General features: G+C 59.3%; 24 protein-coding genes and 3 pseudogenes. 16 read left to right on the forward strand and 11 right to left on the reverse strand.

Annotation, left to right across the window (positions count from 1 at the left end):
• The 3 pseudogenes from WMQ00_RS00005 to WMQ00_RS00010 all read right to left on the reverse strand — a co-directional run.
• Positions 1-175: pseudogene (locus WMQ00_RS00005) on the reverse strand (IS30 family transposase); the annotation flags it as partial.
• Positions 176-194: 19 nt separating this feature from the next.
• A pseudogene (locus WMQ00_RS11975) lies at positions 195-644 on the reverse strand (helix-turn-helix domain-containing protein); the annotation flags it as partial.
• A gap of 18 nt (positions 645-662) precedes the next feature.
• Positions 663-1172 (reverse strand): annotated as a pseudogene (locus WMQ00_RS00010) (ABC transporter permease); the annotation flags it as partial.
• Positions 1173-1504: 332 nt separating this feature from the next.
• On the opposite strand from WMQ00_RS00010, the gene WMQ00_RS00015 reads away from it, so the two are divergent.
• Entirely contained in the window at positions 1505-2203 is a 699-nt protein-coding gene (locus WMQ00_RS00015) for a hypothetical protein (RefSeq protein WP_248100359.1), read from the forward strand.
• On the opposite strand, the gene amaP is transcribed toward WMQ00_RS00015, so the two are convergent.
• Genes amaP through WMQ00_RS00050 form a run of 7 tightly spaced genes read right to left on the reverse strand, consistent with a single transcriptional unit; the run spans position 2192 to position 5677 of the window.
• Positions 2192-2767: an alkaline shock response membrane anchor protein AmaP gene (gene amaP, locus WMQ00_RS00020; RefSeq protein WP_248100358.1), complete on the reverse strand. Its 576-nt coding sequence runs from the start codon at positions 2765-2767 to the stop codon at positions 2192-2194. The genes WMQ00_RS00015 and amaP overlap by 12 nt on opposite strands.
• Positions 2760-3326: a DUF6286 domain-containing protein gene (locus WMQ00_RS00025; RefSeq protein ID WP_248100357.1), complete on the reverse strand. Its 567-nt coding sequence runs from the start codon at positions 3324-3326 to the stop codon at positions 2760-2762. The genes amaP and WMQ00_RS00025 overlap by 8 nt, the downstream gene beginning before the upstream one ends.
• Positions 3319-4284, reverse strand: a complete 966-nt coding sequence (locus WMQ00_RS00030; RefSeq protein ID WP_248100356.1) for a lysophospholipase — start codon at positions 4282-4284, stop codon at positions 3319-3321. The genes WMQ00_RS00025 and WMQ00_RS00030 overlap by 8 nt, the downstream gene beginning before the upstream one ends.
• The gene (locus tag WMQ00_RS00035; protein WP_005322852.1) at positions 4284-4478 is read right to left on the reverse strand and encodes a hypothetical protein; all 195 of its coding nucleotides are present in this window, start codon (positions 4476-4478) and stop codon (positions 4284-4286) included. The genes WMQ00_RS00030 and WMQ00_RS00035 overlap by 1 nt, the downstream gene beginning before the upstream one ends.
• Positions 4479-4480: 2 nt before the next feature.
• The gene (locus tag WMQ00_RS00040; RefSeq protein WP_049358636.1) at positions 4481-4828 is read right to left on the reverse strand and encodes a hypothetical protein; all 348 of its coding nucleotides are present in this window, start codon (positions 4826-4828) and stop codon (positions 4481-4483) included.
• A 5-nt stretch (positions 4829-4833) separates the two neighbouring features.
• Positions 4834-5313 (reverse strand): Asp23/Gls24 family envelope stress response protein, encoded by a 480-nt coding sequence (locus WMQ00_RS00045; protein ID WP_086589073.1) that lies wholly within the window; start codon positions 5311-5313, stop codon positions 4834-4836.
• Between the two features lie 49 nt (positions 5314-5362).
• Complete coding sequence (locus WMQ00_RS00050) at positions 5363-5677, reverse strand: hypothetical protein (RefSeq protein ID WP_248100355.1); 315 nt, start codon at positions 5675-5677, stop codon at positions 5363-5365.
• A gap of 355 nt (positions 5678-6032) precedes the next feature.
• On the opposite strand from WMQ00_RS00050, the gene rpsJ reads away from it, so the two are divergent.
• The 11 genes from rpsJ to rpsQ are packed head-to-tail and all read left to right on the forward strand — an operon-like array spanning position 6033 to position 11204.
• Positions 6033-6338 carry a 30S ribosomal protein S10 gene (gene rpsJ / locus WMQ00_RS00055; protein WP_003848085.1) on the forward strand — a complete coding sequence of 102 codons (306 nt, stop codon included), beginning with the start codon at positions 6033-6035 and terminating at the stop codon, positions 6336-6338.
• A 23-nt stretch (positions 6339-6361) separates the two neighbouring features.
• Positions 6362-7018, forward strand: a complete 657-nt coding sequence (rplC, locus tag WMQ00_RS00060; RefSeq protein WP_023020549.1) for a 50S ribosomal protein L3 — start codon at positions 6362-6364, stop codon at positions 7016-7018.
• Complete coding sequence (rplD, locus tag WMQ00_RS00065) at positions 7015-7668, forward strand: 50S ribosomal protein L4 (protein ID WP_005322847.1); 654 nt, start codon at positions 7015-7017, stop codon at positions 7666-7668. The genes rplC and rplD overlap by 4 nt, the downstream gene beginning before the upstream one ends.
• On the forward strand, positions 7668-7970 hold the full coding sequence (gene rplW / locus WMQ00_RS00070) for a 50S ribosomal protein L23 (protein ID WP_023020550.1): 303 nt from the start codon (positions 7668-7670) through the stop codon (positions 7968-7970). The genes rplD and rplW overlap by 1 nt, the downstream gene beginning before the upstream one ends.
• Positions 7971-8005: 35 nt before the next feature.
• Positions 8006-8842 (forward strand): 50S ribosomal protein L2, encoded by an 837-nt coding sequence (gene rplB, locus WMQ00_RS00075; protein WP_023020551.1) that lies wholly within the window; start codon positions 8006-8008, stop codon positions 8840-8842.
• 13 nt (positions 8843-8855) lie between these two features.
• Positions 8856-9134 carry a 30S ribosomal protein S19 gene (gene rpsS, locus WMQ00_RS00080; RefSeq protein WP_005276936.1) on the forward strand — a complete coding sequence of 93 codons (279 nt, stop codon included), beginning with the start codon at positions 8856-8858 and terminating at the stop codon, positions 9132-9134.
• Positions 9135-9137: 3 nt separating this feature from the next.
• Positions 9138-9500, forward strand: a complete 363-nt coding sequence (gene rplV, locus WMQ00_RS00085; protein ID WP_005276938.1) for a 50S ribosomal protein L22 — start codon at positions 9138-9140, stop codon at positions 9498-9500.
• Positions 9500-10243 carry a 30S ribosomal protein S3 gene (gene rpsC / locus WMQ00_RS00090; protein WP_023027807.1) on the forward strand — a complete coding sequence of 248 codons (744 nt, stop codon included), beginning with the start codon at positions 9500-9502 and terminating at the stop codon, positions 10241-10243. Before rplV ends, rpsC begins: the two co-directional genes overlap by 1 nt.
• Positions 10244-10246: 3 nt before the next feature.
• Positions 10247-10663 carry a 50S ribosomal protein L16 gene (gene rplP, locus WMQ00_RS00095; RefSeq protein WP_023020553.1) on the forward strand — a complete coding sequence of 139 codons (417 nt, stop codon included), beginning with the start codon at positions 10247-10249 and terminating at the stop codon, positions 10661-10663.
• Entirely contained in the window at positions 10663-10893 is a 231-nt protein-coding gene (gene rpmC / locus WMQ00_RS00100) for a 50S ribosomal protein L29 (protein WP_005322842.1), read from the forward strand. The genes rplP and rpmC overlap by 1 nt, the downstream gene beginning before the upstream one ends.
• Positions 10894-10895: 2 nt before the next feature.
• Positions 10896-11204 (forward strand): 30S ribosomal protein S17, encoded by a 309-nt coding sequence (gene rpsQ / locus WMQ00_RS00105; RefSeq protein WP_023020554.1) that lies wholly within the window; start codon positions 10896-10898, stop codon positions 11202-11204.
• Positions 11205-11276: 72 nt separating this feature from the next.
• On the opposite strand, the gene WMQ00_RS00110 is transcribed toward rpsQ, so the two are convergent.
• Positions 11277-12098: a siderophore-interacting protein gene (locus tag WMQ00_RS00110; protein ID WP_239208151.1), complete on the reverse strand. Its 822-nt coding sequence runs from the start codon at positions 12096-12098 to the stop codon at positions 11277-11279.
• Between the two features lie 100 nt (positions 12099-12198).
• Here WMQ00_RS00110 and WMQ00_RS00115 point away from each other — a divergent pair, with 100 nt between their 5' ends.
• The 4 genes from WMQ00_RS00115 to WMQ00_RS00130 all read left to right on the forward strand — a co-directional run bounded on the left by WMQ00_RS00115 (position 12199) and on the right by WMQ00_RS00130 (position 16210).
• Positions 12199-13146, forward strand: coding sequence for an ABC transporter substrate-binding protein (locus WMQ00_RS00115; RefSeq protein ID WP_316327589.1), 948 nt, complete (start codon positions 12199-12201; stop codon positions 13144-13146).
• Positions 13147-14244 (forward strand): FecCD family ABC transporter permease, encoded by a 1098-nt coding sequence (locus tag WMQ00_RS00120; RefSeq protein WP_340440562.1) that lies wholly within the window; start codon positions 13147-13149, stop codon positions 14242-14244.
• A gap of 3 nt (positions 14245-14247) precedes the next feature.
• Positions 14248-15282 (forward strand): FecCD family ABC transporter permease, encoded by a 1035-nt coding sequence (locus WMQ00_RS00125; protein WP_316327592.1) that lies wholly within the window; start codon positions 14248-14250, stop codon positions 15280-15282.
• 85 nt (positions 15283-15367) lie between these two features.
• The gene (locus WMQ00_RS00130; RefSeq protein WP_340440596.1) at positions 15368-16210 is read left to right on the forward strand and encodes an ABC transporter ATP-binding protein; all 843 of its coding nucleotides are present in this window, start codon (positions 15368-15370) and stop codon (positions 16208-16210) included.
• Position 16211 lies beyond the last annotated feature (1 nt).

The following is a 16211-nucleotide window of genomic DNA, read 5'->3' on the forward strand; positions in this document are numbered from 1 at the left end:
CCACGCCCTACTAAGGCGTGTTTGTCGAATACGCCGCTAGGAAATCCATCAACGGCTTGAGTTTTCATCGGTGCTGGTATAACAGAATCTTTACCCAGCTTCTTGCCTGTATCTGGCAAAGACACCACCGCCTCATCAGGCGTTCGACGATGTCGCTGCCGGCGTAACTTCGCATACCGCTGCTTCCTTATCCACCCATACACGGTAGAAGGATGCATACCGATAGCATCAGCCACTGTCTGACAGCTCTCACCAGCAAGCACTCGCTCCACGGCCTGGGCACGTTTATCAGGTGACAAGTGGGCGCGTCTAGGCCGCACTTCGATTACACCAGCTTTCTTTAACCTGCTGTGAAGCAAGCCAGTCGATATTCCAACAGTCTGTGCTGCTTGACTGATCGACATACCTGCACGCACCAACCCAACAGCCTCACGGACAAACGGATCACGCAAACGACTCGCACGCCTGCCTGGAGGTTCGACACCTCTTACCCTCAACCAACCGTAAACCGATTCGGGGCCTACACCCACATCACGCGCGACCAGGCTAACTGCCTCGCCTGCCACCACGCGCTCAACAGCAGCATCCTTAACATCCTTCGGAGTCCAACGCGTCACAACTACCTCCCGGTCGAAGTGGCGCATTCACCCCTTGACAGCACGGAAAATCTTCTTTCCGGTGAGCTCGTTGATCTTGAGCGCGCCCCACACCACAGCGATAGAAGCGACCACCACGTGGGTATTCATTGCGATGATGGAAATGCCCTGCCAGATGCGGTCGCCGGTCTTGTACTGGCGCGAAGCAGTATAAACACCCACGGCCACGCCGATGAGGATGGACAAAATAGTAGAAAGCAAGAGCAGCTGCGCGGAGACCCAGATGCGGTAGCTAATTTCTGAGTTCACCACCTCGCCCACTGGGGATTGGCCCCAGTCCCATTTGGTGAGGATATTGGTCAGCCAGGTCCACCAGCGTTGCACTAATGGGGTATCGGGGCTGAGGTTATAGGGTTCGAGGAGGTTATTGATTTCCTCCGCCGAAAGCGGCGGGCGGCGGCCGATGTAATTGGACCGTGGGTCCAGAAAGCTGGCCGCCAAGAGATAGGCGAGGTTGGTAGCCAAAAAGATCATGAGTAACCAGCCCAGGGTCTTTTTGATCAGATATTTAGTCATAGAGATTCTCCGTGCGTGGTTAAGCAGGAAACGGGATGCAAATGTGGTTCCAACGAGCGAATCGTTGTATGTGACCAATTTAATAATCGGTTGTGCAGGACACAATCGAATTAGCCCCGTGATGTAAATCCCCTTTAACTTGATAGGTATTGGCGGAGGTGGCGAGGTGGGAAAATGGTGCAATAAAGCGCCGATGAACAGGGGATATGGCGTTCGCGATTGTTGAACACTTATAGTATTTATTTAATTGAATGAAATTAACTCGGGGGTGAATATCTTCGCCCGCGCCCCGACCTCTTGCCTGTCGCCGGCGCTGGGTAGTCTTGGCGGATATGGATGACCCCACCCGCATCGATCCCACTCTTGAGTCCCTCCGTCGCGCCTGGGAAGGCCAACCCGACCTCAGCCTCGCCACCTTCTTTGCCATGCTGGCTAATCGGGGCATCGGTTGGGGTGCGAGCGATGCGGAGCTGGTAGCGGAGTTGCAGCGACAAGCGGCCGTGCATCCACCGCTTCTGCCCTTGGATAACGGACGCATTGCGGAAGGGGAGTGGCTGGTGCTTGCCGAAGCCCCCACTAACCGCATTACTGCTACGCCCACCCACGTCATCGTGCGCCGTCCACAAGCTCAACCCGTGGTATGGGCATATGATTCCATTCGCCCAACCGGGCCCGGCCGGCCTTTTACCATTCGTGATACAGAAGGCTTCGAGCACCGCTTTGGCGTGGTTACCAGCCTCATGCGGTTGAGTACTAAGCGCCCAGACCTCAAGGGCCTGAAGCGGCAGGAGTTAGGCGATTTCGTCTTTGTTCTTCGCTTCTCCGGGGCCATTGGTGTTCTTGACCATGGGTTACACCTATTTGCCAAGGAAAATCGCCGCGTTACTCGCCAGGATTATTCTTGGCAGCGAATAGAAAAATGCCGCCCCGGAGAGGAACTGGAAGTGATCCTCGGGGGCGGCGAATCGGCCCGTTTGGGGGCCATTGAAGAGGTCCTAGTGGCAGAGACCCCGAACCCGCTATTCGGATAGGTCCTTCAGAGGCCCAACCTTGCTGAATTGCAGTTTGTAAATGGTGTCCAAATCCGCGTCCGGGAAAGCCGCGCGGAAATCGCGTTCATTGGTCTCCACGGTGCCAGTAAGGCGCTCCACCGGGGTATCCGGATTGGCCGTGACCGTGTACTGCAGGGTAGGGCGGGCGCGGTCATAAGCCACGAGCCGCTCCACGTGCTCGACGCCCTTAATCCCATCCAGATCCTGGGCCACAGCACCGGCAATAGCGTTCATCGACGTCGTAATAGATCCCTTGTCATTAGACGATGCAGACTCCACGTTATTAAAGCGACGGTGGCGCAGGTTAGCTACCACGAGCCACAGGCCTACGATAAGCAGTAGTGCGGAACCACCGGCCAGCGCCCAGACCCACCAGTCATTGTCCGCCAACGTCTTCCATGCATCGTGGTCTACCCACAGGGCTAAATACTTGGCAAACTCCACATTGAAGTGGATAAGGATGGGCCACACGCCCAAAGCGATGAGGATAATTCCCAGCAGGCCGAGCAGGATACGGTCAAAAGTAGCAAGTTTTCTAGACATTGTTATCCAACTCCGGAATCTTTTCTACAGCTACGGTGACCTGTGGCGGATTCTTTAAGTGCGCCAGGCACTGCGTAACCGCGGTCTCTACTCGGCCCTGCAGCTCGGCATCGTCGGTATCACCATTGACGGTGACCTTAGCGGTCTTTTTATCCGCTGAGGTCTGTGCGGAGGCAACACCCGGCACGCGGCGAGCAGTCGCCGAAGATAGGCGAGCGATATCTACCGGCCGCATCCACATGGACGCGGTATCGGAAGCCAGCTGCAGGTGCGTTGTGCGGCGCGTCTTTAGCGCTGCAAATAGGAAGATAAGGCCGACGATAATGGATGCGACACCGGCCCAAATCATCCAGGTCTGCAGCTGTTCAGTGGCGATGAGGTTAAGTACTGGCTGTACCCATGATTGGGCATCGGAACCGGAACCTACAAGCCACGTCTCGCGCACGCCGACGACGCCCGCGACGATCAGAAGCAGCCCTAGAATGACAGCCCACGTTCGCGCCGCTGGAGACGCCTTCGGCTGCTGCCCAAAGTGTTCAGGCATGTGCTGTTCAGCCATGGTTGCCTCCTTGTGGGCGGTAGGGGTTTATGGAAATGGCGCGCAACGGTTCCGGCCGCGGCGCATCCACGTGCAGTGGGCGAGGGTTGGCCGGGGTGACCTCAATACGTTTGAGTGCTTGTGGTCGAGGGGCTTGTACCTTTCGCACAGGCGTGGACTTAGGGGTCTGCACGCGGCGCGGTGACCATTCGTGGCGGATCTCGATATCACGCAGTGGCTGCGGCCGAGGAGTTGATACCTGTACTTTTCGCGACAGCGGGCGAACCTGTCCGCTGGGGACCAGCTTGGCTGGGCGCGGTGCCGCCACGCTGTGAACGTGTACCGGCTTAGGCTCTTTGAGAGGCCGCAGCGCAGGTTCGCCCGGGGAAGAGACTTCGCGCAAGTGGTGGTCAGGGAGGTCAGCAGAGACACTGCGTACCTCAGTCTCGCGCGGAGTGTTTACAGACCGCACCGCGATGTCGGAGTCCAGGGCAGTGACGCTGCGCACCGGTGTTTTCTGCGGCGTGGCAATGCTGCGTACGTTGACCGACTCGGCAGTGACCGGCTGCCAGACCGGCGAGGGCGTGATGTGCGGCGCGACGGCAGCAGCAACCTGGCGCTGCTCCACTTCTGCCGCTGTGACCCGATTGCCCGGAACGGAACCGCCAACGGTGACATTAACGCGTGTCGTGGAATAACCGGTATGTGCCGCGATGGCTTCTGAAATGGCGGTGCGGGTATGCTCCGCCACCGTAGTAACCGGCGAGGGCCACACCACGCCGATAGTGGCGTTGACGGCCGCTACCTCGCGCTCCGAGTCCATTTGGACCGAGACCCGTGGAAAACCGCGGCCGCCGATGCCCGCTAGCTTGGCCTCTATGGCCTTGGTGCCGGGCACGCTAGCGATCGCGGCGGTAACGATGTGTTCCATGGTCCGCAGCGAGATACGCGTGTGGCCCTGAGTGGAACTATCTGTCATTAACCTTGGCCTTTCTCCTTACCAATGAGGCCATTCCACACAGAGGTGAGATCGATACGGCCATCAAAGTGTGCTCCCACGATTCCGCCAATGGCAGCAAGGAGTACGGCGAGCAAAGTAGGACCCCAGCCTAGGTACAAAAAGAAGGCAAGAATAAGGCCGGAAATGATGCCCAAAGTGGTGTAATTTTTCATATCTATTCCTTCGATGGAGCAGCGGATAAGCCATCCACGGCGTCAGAAAACTCAACGTCAATGCGCTGCAGTTCGGGACATGCCCCACGTGCGGCGGACCGGATATCTTCTGCCAAGGCATAAAGGTCCGGCGCCGCGCTGATATCGACGCGGATGTTGATCTGCAGGTGGCGATCATCGCGCGGATTGGGTCGCCGCATGCCGACGATGCGCTCGCCTGGGAGGTACAAACTCACCGAACCGAACGAACCGCCGTCGAGTGCAGCGACGCCGCGGACTTTCGTGACGGCCTCTGCAATAGCGCGGGCGTGGCTTACCTCGAGCTCGAAATGTGCTCGGGGCTCAGGCATTGGGCTTAGGCCTGACCCTGGTTCAAAGCAGCCTGGTCTTCAGACTCGGACTCATCCTTCGGCAGCTTGACATCGTGAACAACAACGTTGACGCGCTCGACGCTCAGGCCGGTCATGCGCTCTACAGCATTCATGATGTTGCGGCGGATAGCCTCAGCGAGCTCGTGGATGGCCACGCCGTACTCAGCCGTAATTGCAATCTCGATGCGGGCGGAGCCTTCTGCTACCTCTACGTCTACGCCCTGGCGGACGTCCTCGGAAGCACCGAAGGACTCGCGAATATTGCCGATCATGCGGGCGCCGCCGCCACCCAATGAATCCACGCCGGAAACCTCGCGGGCTGCGATGCCGGCAATCTTGGAGACCACGACATCGTCGATGGTGGTGGTGCCGTACTGGGTTTCCAGGTTGTTATTTACCTCGCGCTCCTCGGAAGCCGGAACCTGGTTATCGGTATTTTGTGCAGGAGTCTTGTTTTCAGACATGAGTGTTTGTGCCTTTCTTTATCGAGTGCTGTGAGAAAGCGGTATTCAACTATCTAGGCAGGACAAATTGTCCATAGCCAATGACACCGAGCTTAGATACTTCTCCGGCAATCGTGGGGTGCGGAGCAACAAAATTATCCAAAACGTGATTTTTGGCACGGTTTAATACGCGGCTTGAAAAACCGCAGCCCAACATGCTTAAATACAAAGGTTGCTTTAACAGGGCAGCGAGAACCGAGATGTGGTGCGAGCGACGGACGTCGTCAAGCACAGTCTTGGGGAGACGCTGAGCTGGTAAAGCGAACATGACACCTTCGTTGTCGCCATGTTTCAGGGGAACTTGAAACATTGACTGGAAGGTCATCCGATCGGGCTAGGTCCGCGTTAGAGCAGTGACACCCCGAGAAGATGGACCGGAGAAGGGGCATGGCAAATAAACAGCGGCAGTAGACGAATTGGACACTCTCCACGTGTAATGCGTGAAAACCGTCCTCTTCACAATACTTTGACTACGGGTCTTGTACCCCGTCGAGAGCACTGCGTTCTGGCACTTGCCATGTACCGCAACTCTTGGTCGTCATGACAGTCAGACCACTGGCGTTGTGTCAGGCCCCCAAGCCCGGACAACGTTATAGAGAAATCGAGAAGCAATTTCCCACCGCTTCACGCCCCGGAAACGCCGGGAATGTGAAAGTGGGGAAGCGAGGAAGAGGATAAGCGTGGCGGGACAAAAAATCCGCATTCGGCTGAAGGCCTATGACCACGAGGCTATCGACGCTTCTGCAAAGAAGATCGTCGAGACCGTTACCCGTACCGGTGCTCGTGTAGTCGGCCCAGTGCCGCTCCCAACCGAGAAGAACGTATACGCAGTTATTCGTTCTCCGCACAAGTACAAGGACTCTCGCGAGCACTTCGAGATGCGCACTCACAAGCGCCTGATCGACATTCTCGACCCAACCCCGAAGACCGTTGATGCTCTTATGCGCATCGATCTTCCGGCAAGCGTCGACGTGAACATCCAGTAAGCGACTTTGGTGGAGAACAAATAATGAGTGAAAACGAGATCAAGGGCATTCTGGGCAAGAAGCTCGGCATGACCCAGGTCTTCGACGAGGACAACCGCGTTGTACCGGTTACCGTCGTCGAGGCAGGGCCATGCGTTGTCACCCAGATTCGCACCCCCGAAACCGATGGCTACAGCGCCATCCAGATCGCCTTTGGCGAAATCGACCCACGCAAGGCAAATAAGCCGGTTGGTGGTCACTTCAAGAAGGCTGGCGTAACCCCACGCCGTCACGTTGCGGAAATCCGCATGGACGACACCTCTGCTTATGAGGTTGGCCAAGAGGTCAAGGTTGACATCTTCGAGGGCATCACCTTCGTTGACGTCACCGGCAAGACCAAGGGCCACGGCTACGCTGGTGCCATGAAGCGCCACGGCTTCGCAGGCCAGGGCGCAGCTCACGGTAACCAGGCCGCTCACCGCCGCGTTGGTGGCATCGGCGGCGCTGCTACCCCGGGCCGCGTCTTCAAGGGCAAGCGCATGGCTGGCCGTATGGGCCAGGACCGCGTGACCACCCAGAACCTGAAGATTCAGAAAATCGATGCCGAGTCCAACCTGCTGCTCATCAAGGGTGCTATCCCTGGTGCGCGCGGCGGCCTCGTCACCGTTAAGACCGCAGTGAAGGGCGGTGCACACGCATGAGCAACCTCAAGCTAGACGTCCACACTTCCGAGGGTAAGACCAACGGCTCTGTAGACCTGCCTGCTGAAATCTTTGACACCGAGGCATCCATTGCTCTGATGCACCAGGTTGTTAACGCTCAGCTTGCTGCTGCACGCCAGGGCACCCACGCAACCAAGACCCGCGGCGATGTCCGCGGTGGTGGTCGCAAGCCTTTCCGTCAGAAGGGCACCGGCCGTGCACGCCAGGGCTCCATCCGCGCACCGCATTACACCGGTGGCGGCACCGTCCATGGCCCACAGCCGCGCGACTACGCACAGCGCACCCCTAAGAAGATGATCAAGGCTGCTCTCTTCGGTGCACTGTCTGACCGTGCTCGCAACGAGCGCATCCACGTCATCGAAGAGCTCGTACCGGGCCAGAAGCCGTCCACCAAGTCGGCTAAGGCCTTCCTCGAGTCCCTGACCGAGCGCAAGAACGTGCTCCTGGTCATCGGCCGCGAGGACATCAACGCTCGTCGTAGCGCTAATAACCTGCCTAACGTTCAGATCCTGGACGCTGGCCAGCTCAACACCTACGACGTTCTCTACTCCGATGACGTTGTGTTCTCCGTTGAGGCGCTACACACCTTCATCAACCGCGCAACCGGCGCGGATAAGGAGGAGAACTAATGGCTAAGATTTCTAACCCACGCGATATCATCATCGCCCCGGTTGTATCCGAGAAGTCCTACGGTCTGATGGAGCAGAACGTGTACACGTTCTACGTCTCCACGGACTCCAATAAGTCCCAGATTAAAGATGCCGTAGAGCAGATCTTTGACGTCAAGGTCGACTCCGTGAACACCGTGAACCGTGCAGGCAAGCGTAAGCGCACCCGCACCGGTTACGGCCAGCGTAAGTCCACCAAGCGTGCATATGTGACGCTCCGTGAAGGCAGCGACTCCATCGACGTCTTCGGCGGCGGCGCTTAAGCGTCACCGGAGAGCCGAAAGGAAAAGGAAGAATTATGGCTATTCGTAAGTACAAGCCGACAACTCCGGGTCGCCGCGCATCCTCCGTTTCTGAGTTTGACGAGATCACTCGTTCTACTCCGGAGAAGTCCCTGCTGCGCCCGCTGAGCAAGACTGGTGGCCGTAACAACTACGGCCGCATTACCACCCGCCACATCGGCGGTGGCCACAAGCGCCGTTACCGTCTGATCGACTTCCGTCGTAACGACAAGGACGGCATCCCGGCAAAGGTCGCTCACATCGAGTACGACCCGAACCGCACCGCAAACATTGCACTGCTTCACTACGTTGATGGCGAGAAGCGCTACATCATCGCCCCTAAAGGCCTGAAGCAGGGCACCATCGTAGAGTCCGGCCCGAATGCAGATATCAAGGTTGGCAACAACCTGCCTCTGCGTAATATCCCGACCGGTTCTACCATCCACGCTGTTGAGCTCAAGCCGGGCGCTGGCGCTAAGCTGGCTCGCTCCGCTGGTGCTTCCATTCAGCTGCTGGGTAAGGAAGGCAAGTACGCAGTTCTGCGTATGCCGTCTTCCGAAATCCGCCGTGTGGATATCCGCTGCCGCGCCACCGTTGGTGAGGTTGGCAATGCCGAGCAGATGAACATCCGCTGGGGCAAGGCCGGCCGTATGCGTTGGAAGGGCGTTCGCCCGACCGTCCGCGGTGTCGTTATGAACCCGGTTGACCACCCACACGGTGGTGGTGAGGGTAAGACCTCGGGTGGTCGCCACCCTGTGTCCCCATGGGGTCACAAGGAGGGTCGCACCCGCAACCCGAACCGTTACTCCAACAACATGATCGTGCGCCGTCGTCGCCCGAACAAGAAGCGCTAAGAGGAGGTAAACAATGCCACGCAGCCTTAAGAAGGGCCCGTTCGTCGATGAGCACCTCCTCAACAAGGTGGATGCTCAGAACGATGCAGGCACCAAGCAGGTCATCAAGACCTGGTCTCGCCGCTCGACCATTCTCCCCGATTTCATCGGTCACACCTTCGCCGTCCACGACGGCCGCAAGCACGTGCCGGTTTTCATCGAGGACTCCATGGTCGGCCACAAGCTGGGCGAGTTTGCACCAACCAAGACCTTTAAGGGTCACGTCAAGGATGACAAGAAGGGACGTCGATAAGCGATGAGTGAGACCATCACCTCCGCATCCGCCACGGCCCGCTACGTCCGCGTCACCCCGATGAAGGCACGTCGCGTGCTCGATCTGGTCCGCGGCAAGTCCGTAAGCGAAGCCCTGGCTATCCTGAAGTACGCACCGCAGGGTGCTTCCAAGCCAGTTGCTAAGGTCGTTGCTTCTGCAGCCGCTAACGCTGAGAACAACTTCGGCCTCGACCCACGCACCCTGGTCATCTCCGAGGCTTATGCCAACGAGGGTCCGACCATGCGTCGTTTCCAGCCGCGTGCACAGGGTCGTGCATTCATGATTCGTAAGCGCACCAGCCACATCACCGTGGTGGTCGAAAGCCAGCAGGAAGGGGCCAAGTAATGGGCCAGAAGATCCATCCTCACGGCCTACGTTTGGGCATCACTTCCGACTGGAAGACCCACTGGTTCGCCGATAAGGACTACGCGAACTACGTAGCCGAAGACATCAAGATTCGTAACTACCTCAACAAGGGCCTCGAGCGCGCCGGCATTGCCGACGTCGTTATCGAGCGCACCCGCGACCGCGTCCGCGTCGACATTCACACTGCCCGCCCGGGCATCGTGATTGGCCGCCGCGGTGCTGAGGCTGACCGTATCCGCCGCGAGCTGGAAAAGCTCACCGGCAAGATGGTTGCCCTCAACATCCTCGAGGTCAAGCAGGTAGACGCAAACGCAACCCTGGTTGCTCACTCCATCGCGGAGCAGCTGGTTAACCGCGTCGCATTCCGTCGTGCAATGCGCAAGGCTATCCAGTCCGCTATGCGCCAGCCACAGGTTAAGGGCATCAAGATTCTGCTGTCCGGCCGCCTGGGTGGTGCTGAAATGTCCCGCGTTGAGCGCTACCACGAGGGTCGCGTTCCGCTGCACACTCTTCGCGCCGAAATCGATTACGGCACCGCAGAGGCCCACACCACCTTCGGCCGCATTGGCATCAAGGTGTGGATCTACAAGGGTGACGTCGTCGGTGGCGTACGCGAGTCCGAACTGAACGCTCCGGCACAGGGCCGTGGCCGTGACCGCAATGGTCGCTCCCGCCGCGGTGGCCAGCGCCGCCAGCGTGCACAGCAGAAGCAGGAGGGCTAATCCATGCTGATTCCTAAGCGTGTTAAGTACCGCCGTCAGCACCGCCCGAACCGTCGCGGCGTGTCCAAGGGCGGTAACCGCATCAACTTCGGCGATTACGCTATCCAGGCTCTCGAGCCGGCGTACATCACCAACCGTCAGATTGAGGCCGCACGTATTGCCATCAACCGCCACGTCAAGCGTGGTGGCAAGGTGTGGATCAACATCTTCCCGGACCGTCCGTTGACCCAGAAGCCGCTCGGCGTTCGTATGGGTTCCGGTAAGGGCCCGGTTGAGAAGTGGGTGGCTAACGTTAAGCCGGGCCGCGTACTTTTCGAGATGAGCTATCCGAACGATGCCGTTGCAATTGAGGCTCTGCGCCGCGCTGGCCAGAAGCTTCCTTGCAAGGTCCGTATCATCAAGAAGGAGGACCAGTTCTAATGGCAACCGGTACCCCCGCCCACGAGTTCCGTGAGCTCGACAATGCTGAGCTGCAGTCCCGCCTGAAGGATGCGAAGGAAGAACTGTTCAACCTTCGCTTCCAGAAGGCCACCGGCCAGCTGACCAACAACCGCCGCATCGGCACGGTTAAGCGCGACATTGCCCGCATCTACACCGTTCTGCGCGAGCGCGAGCTGGGCCTGTCCGTTGCTCCGGGAGCTGAGGCTTAATCATGAGTGAGGCTAACGTGACTGATTCCAAGAAGGCACCTACTCCGAAGAAGGAGAAGGTCAAGGGCGCTCCTAAGGTTCGCACCGGCTATGTAGTTTCCGACAAGATGAACAAGACCATCGTTGTCGAGCTGGAAGACCGCAAGCAGCACGCCCTGTACGGCAAGATCATGCGTTCTAACAAGAAGGTTAAGGCGCACGACGAGGAAGAAACCGCAGGCATCGGCGATCTCGTACGCATCGCTGAGACCCGCCCGCTGTCCAAGGACAAGCACTTCCGTCTCGTTGAGATCATCGAGAAGGCTAAGTAAAAACTAGCCAGCGCAGCCCCTGCTCCGAATCTTATGGTTCGGGGTAGGGGCCTTCGCCGTTTTAAGGCTTCGCTACGGTCGGGCCCGTCCATAAAACCAGTAGGGAACCCACGTGACGGCGGTGGTATCCAGGCCCCACTCATTCACCGCGAGGCCTCGTACGCTCTTTGCTAGCTCCCCCTCGCCGGAAGCCCACACGTACCCCGGCTCCAGCGCACGGGCATAGTCCGCTCTTAGAGCGGCTACGACAGCATCCGCCTCCTGACGCGGTCGGGTATGAATGATGCGCAAGCTGCGGACGCTCGTCTCCCACCGAGTTGCAAGGCCCGGCTCTACCTCGTCCTCGCTGGTTACCACGGCCATAACATCGGTGGCTCGAAGCGTCGCCGGGTTATGGGTTTCTTGGTAGGCCAAGATGTGCCGCAGGGCGGGCAGGGCGGATGCGTCGGCGACTAGAAGTTGTGCTGCCTCGGTTGGTCGCCACAAGTCGTTGCACGTAAAGAATCCCGCCGTATCGCCGGCTCGTGCGCGGCGAATCCACCGCGAACCAGGTCCGGAATCGCCGTGGGTGACCACGTCGACATCGACTGTGGCCTCCTCTGAATGGAGCGCGCGGATGGTATACCAGCGCAGGTCCGGCCGTCTCTCCTCGCAAATCGCGCTTACCGCCGAGCGGAGGTTTATGCCGTCGACGGGGAAGGGCCTAAATTCCTGTCCGGCTTGTGGCATGACGAGTCCAAAGAATTCATCGGGTCCGGAGAGGGTGTATGTCCGGAATGCCTCGGCATAAAACGTCAGGCGGTGCAGGCGCGGCCGGATCCGTATATTAGCGGTCAGAATAACGGGGATGAGTTCGTGCTGACGCATCGTGGCCGATTGTGGGGAAGAGTTCATGCATCTAATATAGTCATAATAAGCTAAGGCTTGCCTAAATAACTCTTTGCGGTATAGGGTAAGCAAAGTTATTTTCCTCCTTCTTGAAAGGGTTAGTCTGGTGAAGATTCTCGGCCGTCGTAGTTTGGGTGCAGTAGCAGTGCTTTCTGCCGGAGCCGTAGCGTTAGGAGGCTGCTCCCGTGGTGAAGGCGATGAAACAGCTAAGGCTACTGACGCTTCCAGCGAGCAGCGCGTGGCTAGCCTGGGCCTGGGTGACGCCGACACGCTGCTTGCCCTGGGGATTACTCCCGTGACGGTGGCACCGTGGGGTGCTGAGGGCGATGGCGACCCCTCCGGCGTCGGCCCCTGGGCAGAGGAGCTTTTAGGCGAAGCAAAACCTGAGGTGATTTATAACACCGCAACCGGATTCACCGCGGATACCTTTGAGCAGATCACTGCGGCAGACCCCACCCAGATCATTGCGGTGAACCAAGCCGTCGATGCGCATACGAAGGAATCCCTGGAAGACATCGCGCCTACCACCATCAAGCCAGATGGCTATGAAGACTGGCAGGTGCCCTGGGAAAAGCAGGTAGAAACCATCGCAGACGCGGTGGGTAAGGAAGACGAAGGCGATAAGCTTATCGATGACACCGAAAAGGCCTTCGAGGAATTCCGCCGCGAGCACACGGAATTGCAGGATAAATCTGCGGCCATCGTCATGCCTTATGATGGCAAAATTGGCCTCTACACCGAGGAGGACGGGCGCGGACAGTTCATCGAGGATCTTGGCATGGAGATCCCCGATGCCTTGCAGGGCGATGGCAGCAGCTTCTTTGTTGACATTGCCCCAGAAAATTACGCAAAGCTTAACCAGGTTGATTACCTCTTTGTCCTGGACTACAACGGTTCCTCCGAAGCCTTGAAGAAGGATAAGACCTTCCAGGGCCTCGACGTTGTCAAGAATGGTCGCGTGCGCTACCTGGATACGGATACCGGTAATGCCATGAGTATGCCGAACCCGGTCACCATCCCCTGGGCAGTAGATAAGTTTGAAGAGAAGCTGTAATTGTCAGCAACCACGAAAGTCGGCCAAAAAATCCAGACGGATAACACCGCAGATAGTCCTGCCGCCACCGCCACCGCCACCGGCGCCGCCGCACCGGTAATGACGCGGGCACAGAGTCACAAGCTGCTCCTTGTTGCCCTCATCCTCGCCAGCCTGGTGTTGGCGGCGGCGTCCTTGGCATTAGGATCCCGCTCGATTCCGCCCGGGGAGGTCATCGCAGCCCTGCACGGAGCAGGGGAGCAGGATATCCACGATATCGTGTGGAACCTGCGCATGCCGCGCACCTTCCTGGCTTATTTCGCCGGCGCGGCCCTTGCTGTGGCCGGTGTACTGGCGCAATCGTGGACCCGAAACCCACTGGCGGATCCAGGGTTTATTGGCGTTACCGCGGGTGCGTCATTCTTTGTTGCCCTAGGCACGGCCATCGGCATTGCTACCTCCACCGGTATGCGGACTACCCTCGCGCTCGCTGGCGCGGGTATTACTACGCTGCTGGTCTTAGCCGTATCGCGGCGGTTTCAGGATCCCCTGACGCTCATTCTGGTGGGTGCCGGTGTTTCCGCCTCCTTGGGATCGGGCGCGATGATCATCGGTCTATATTCCACGGACGTCCTCGATAGCATGCGGCGGTGGACCATCGGCTCGACCTTTGGCCGCGGCCCAGAAGACGTCGCGATCGCGGGCATAGGGCTTGTTCTCGGCCTAGCGTGTGCGGCGATGGCGGCCAGACCCCTCGACCTTTTGGCTATGGGGGAGGAGTCCTCCCTCGCCTTGGGCGGATCACCCACCACCGCGCGGGTGGGCGCGGCGCTCAGCGTCGTGGTGCTGGCCGGCAGTGCAACGGCGGCAACGGGTCCCATTGCCTTCGTCGGCTTTGCCATTCCCCACATCGTGCGGCGGGTGGTGGGCCCTAGCGTTGCTACCATGCTTTTGCCCTCCGCGCTCCTGGGTGGTTGTGCCGTGCTTGCTGCCGATATCATTGGCCGCCTCATTGTGGGCAGCTCGGAGCTGGAGATGTCCATCGTCCTCGCGATAGTGGGTGCACCCTTCCTCATTTGGGGTGCCCACCGCGGCGTGGGCAGAGCGTGGGGGCAATAACGCATGGCCGCAATCAGCACTATTTTACAAGCGCAGCAACGCCGCCGGCACGCGCGCGTGCTCGCTTCCACGTTGGCATTTATCCTTATCGCCCTTATCGCGTACTTAGTATTGTTGGGGCAAGGTTCCGTGGAACTGAGCCCACGGCAAGTCATCGATGTTCTCACCGGCGGCGGCAGCGAGAGCCACATCAGGGTGGTGTGGGACTTGCGCCTGCCGGTTGCTATCGCCACCGTCATCGTGGGCACCGCCCTCGGCCTGGCCGGTTCTTGGACGCAAACCATGGCCCGCAACCCGCTCGCCTCGCCGGATATTTTAGGCGTTACCGGCGGGGCATCGGTGCTGGTGGTCCTGGGCACCGTGCATTCGCGCCCCAGTTTCGCTGAGGGCATCCCGGAGTTTTGGTGGCGGGCATGCTTGGCGACGATCGGCGCCCTCCTCGTTGTCCTCATCCTCGCCGCCCTTGGTGGCATCGGTACGAGCAACCGCATCGTCATCGTCGGTATTGCCTTATCTCTGATGTTTCAGGCCATCGTGGCGTATTTGATGCGCAGCGCCCAGGTCCTGCGCGCTGCGGAGGCGCAAACGTGGCTTGCGGGATCGACTGGATTTGTGCGCATGGAGGTCATCCTCCCCCTGCTGGCGGCATTAGCGCCGTTTCTCGCTATAGGCATCTGGTGCGCGCGGGAGTTGCCGCTGCTTGCCCACGATGATTCCTCCGCAACCACCCTGGGCGTGAATATTTCCCGCCAGCGCGCCCTGCTGCTTATTGCGGCAACCGGTATCAGCGCCGTGGTGGTCTCGGTGGTGGGACCCATTGGGTTTATCGCGCTCCTAGCGCCGCACCTGGCGCGGATGGTGGCGCGCACCCCCACACCATCGCCGCTGGCATCGGCAGCCGCGGGCGCGGCGTTGCTTACCGTGTGTGCCGTCATCGCTGGCGCTATCCCGGTAAACGCACCGGTGGGTGCGGTTTCCTCGGTCATCGGCGGCTGCGCCTTGGTGATAGTGGTGTGGAATGCGGCCGGGCGCAGCTAATCGTTGCGCCGCGGCACAGCGGGGGAAACGGACAAACACAGCGCCCGATGGTGCTAGACAGTCAGACGTGGATGAAGGAAAAGATATGACGAATAATCGGCCTAATCAGCCTAAACAGCCCACGAGCGCGAAGCCTCGGTGTAGCCTCCACGCCACCGGCATTCATGCGGGATATAAGAATGGCGAGGATATCCTTGCCGGCGTCGATCTGCACGCCCGCGCCGGCGAAGTCACCACGCTCATTGGACCCAATGGCTGCGGCAAGTCCACGCTGCTGAAAACTCTCTCGAAAATCCTGGCCCCGCGGCAGGGCAGCGTCATGGTCGGGGACGCTGACCTACATGCGATGTCCGCGAAGGATGCCGCGCAGCAGGTGGCGCTGCTGCCACAGCACCCCGTGGCCCCCGATGGGCTGCGGGTAGGCGAGTTGGTCGCGCGCGGGCGTCATCCCTATCAGGGGAGGATGCGCGGCCTTTCCGCTACGGATCGGGAGACTATCGCGCAGGCCTGCGAGGCTACCGACATTGTGGACTTCCTCGATCGTGATATCGCTTCGCTATCGGGTGGGCAGCGCCAACGCGTCTGGCTGGCGTTGGCACTGGCACAAGATACGCCTGTGCTGCTTCTCGACGAACCCACGACCTTTCTCGACCCCGCCCATGCCATGCGCATGCTGGAGTTGGCACGCGCACAAGCGCAGGCGGGCAAAACAGTGGTTGTAGTCCTGCACGATCTCATGCTGGCGGGCCACTATTCTGATTCCATGGTGGTGATGAAAGCCGGCAAAATTATCGCTCGCGGGGCGCCGAAACAAGCGCTATCCCCGAAGGTATTGGAGCAGGCCTATGGCATCGAGGCTGAAGCCTGGGAGGATCCGCTCGGCGATGCTCCCATCATTGTTCTCCGCCGCGTCGTAGCGGCGCATTAGT

Source organism: Corynebacterium sp. KPL2825, from assembly GCF_037908445.1.
Lineage (GTDB): Bacteria > Actinomycetota > Actinomycetes > Mycobacteriales > Mycobacteriaceae > Corynebacterium > Corynebacterium kefirresidentii.

Coding starts and splice junctions, on each gene's coding strand:
- WMQ00_RS00025 (WP_248100357.1), bottom strand. CDS start 3,326: ATGGCTGAACAGCACATGCCTGAACACTTTGGGCAGCAGCCGAAGGCG.
- WMQ00_RS00040 (WP_049358636.1), bottom strand. CDS start 4,828: ATGCCTGAGCCCCGAGCACATTTCGAGCTCGAGGTAAGCCACGCCCGC.
- WMQ00_RS00125 (WP_316327592.1), top strand. CDS start 14,248: ATGGCCGCAATCAGCACTATTTTACAAGCGCAGCAACGCCGCCGGCAC.
- WMQ00_RS00045 (WP_086589073.1), bottom strand. CDS start 5,313: ATGTCTGAAAACAAGACTCCTGCACAAAATACCGATAACCAGGTTCCG.
- amaP (WP_248100358.1), bottom strand. CDS start 2,767: ATGTCTAGAAAACTTGCTACTTTTGACCGTATCCTGCTCGGCCTGCTG.
- WMQ00_RS00035 (WP_005322852.1), bottom strand. CDS start 4,478: ATGAAAAATTACACCACTTTGGGCATCATTTCCGGCCTTATTCTTGCC.
- rpsQ (WP_023020554.1), top strand. CDS start 10,896: ATGAGTGAGGCTAACGTGACTGATTCCAAGAAGGCACCTACTCCGAAG.
- rpmC (WP_005322842.1), top strand. CDS start 10,663: ATGGCAACCGGTACCCCCGCCCACGAGTTCCGTGAGCTCGACAATGCT.
- rplV (WP_005276938.1), top strand. CDS start 9,138: ATGAGTGAGACCATCACCTCCGCATCCGCCACGGCCCGCTACGTCCGC.
- WMQ00_RS00015 (WP_248100359.1), top strand. CDS start 1,505: ATGGATGACCCCACCCGCATCGATCCCACTCTTGAGTCCCTCCGTCGC.
- rplD (WP_005322847.1), top strand. CDS start 7,015: ATGAGCAACCTCAAGCTAGACGTCCACACTTCCGAGGGTAAGACCAAC.
- rplB (WP_023020551.1), top strand. CDS start 8,006: ATGGCTATTCGTAAGTACAAGCCGACAACTCCGGGTCGCCGCGCATCC.
- rpsS (WP_005276936.1), top strand. CDS start 8,856: ATGCCACGCAGCCTTAAGAAGGGCCCGTTCGTCGATGAGCACCTCCTC.
- WMQ00_RS00110 (WP_239208151.1), bottom strand. CDS start 12,098: ATGAACTCTTCCCCACAATCGGCCACGATGCGTCAGCACGAACTCATC.
- rplP (WP_023020553.1), top strand. CDS start 10,247: ATGCTGATTCCTAAGCGTGTTAAGTACCGCCGTCAGCACCGCCCGAAC.
- WMQ00_RS00050 (WP_248100355.1), bottom strand. CDS start 5,677: ATGACCTTCCAGTCAATGTTTCAAGTTCCCCTGAAACATGGCGACAAC.
- WMQ00_RS00030 (WP_248100356.1), bottom strand. CDS start 4,284: ATGACAGATAGTTCCACTCAGGGCCACACGCGTATCTCGCTGCGGACC.
- rpsC (WP_023027807.1), top strand. CDS start 9,500: ATGGGCCAGAAGATCCATCCTCACGGCCTACGTTTGGGCATCACTTCC.
- rplC (WP_023020549.1), top strand. CDS start 6,362: ATGAGTGAAAACGAGATCAAGGGCATTCTGGGCAAGAAGCTCGGCATG.
- rplW (WP_023020550.1), top strand. CDS start 7,668: ATGGCTAAGATTTCTAACCCACGCGATATCATCATCGCCCCGGTTGTA.
- WMQ00_RS00130 (WP_340440596.1), top strand. CDS start 15,368: ATGACGAATAATCGGCCTAATCAGCCTAAACAGCCCACGAGCGCGAAG.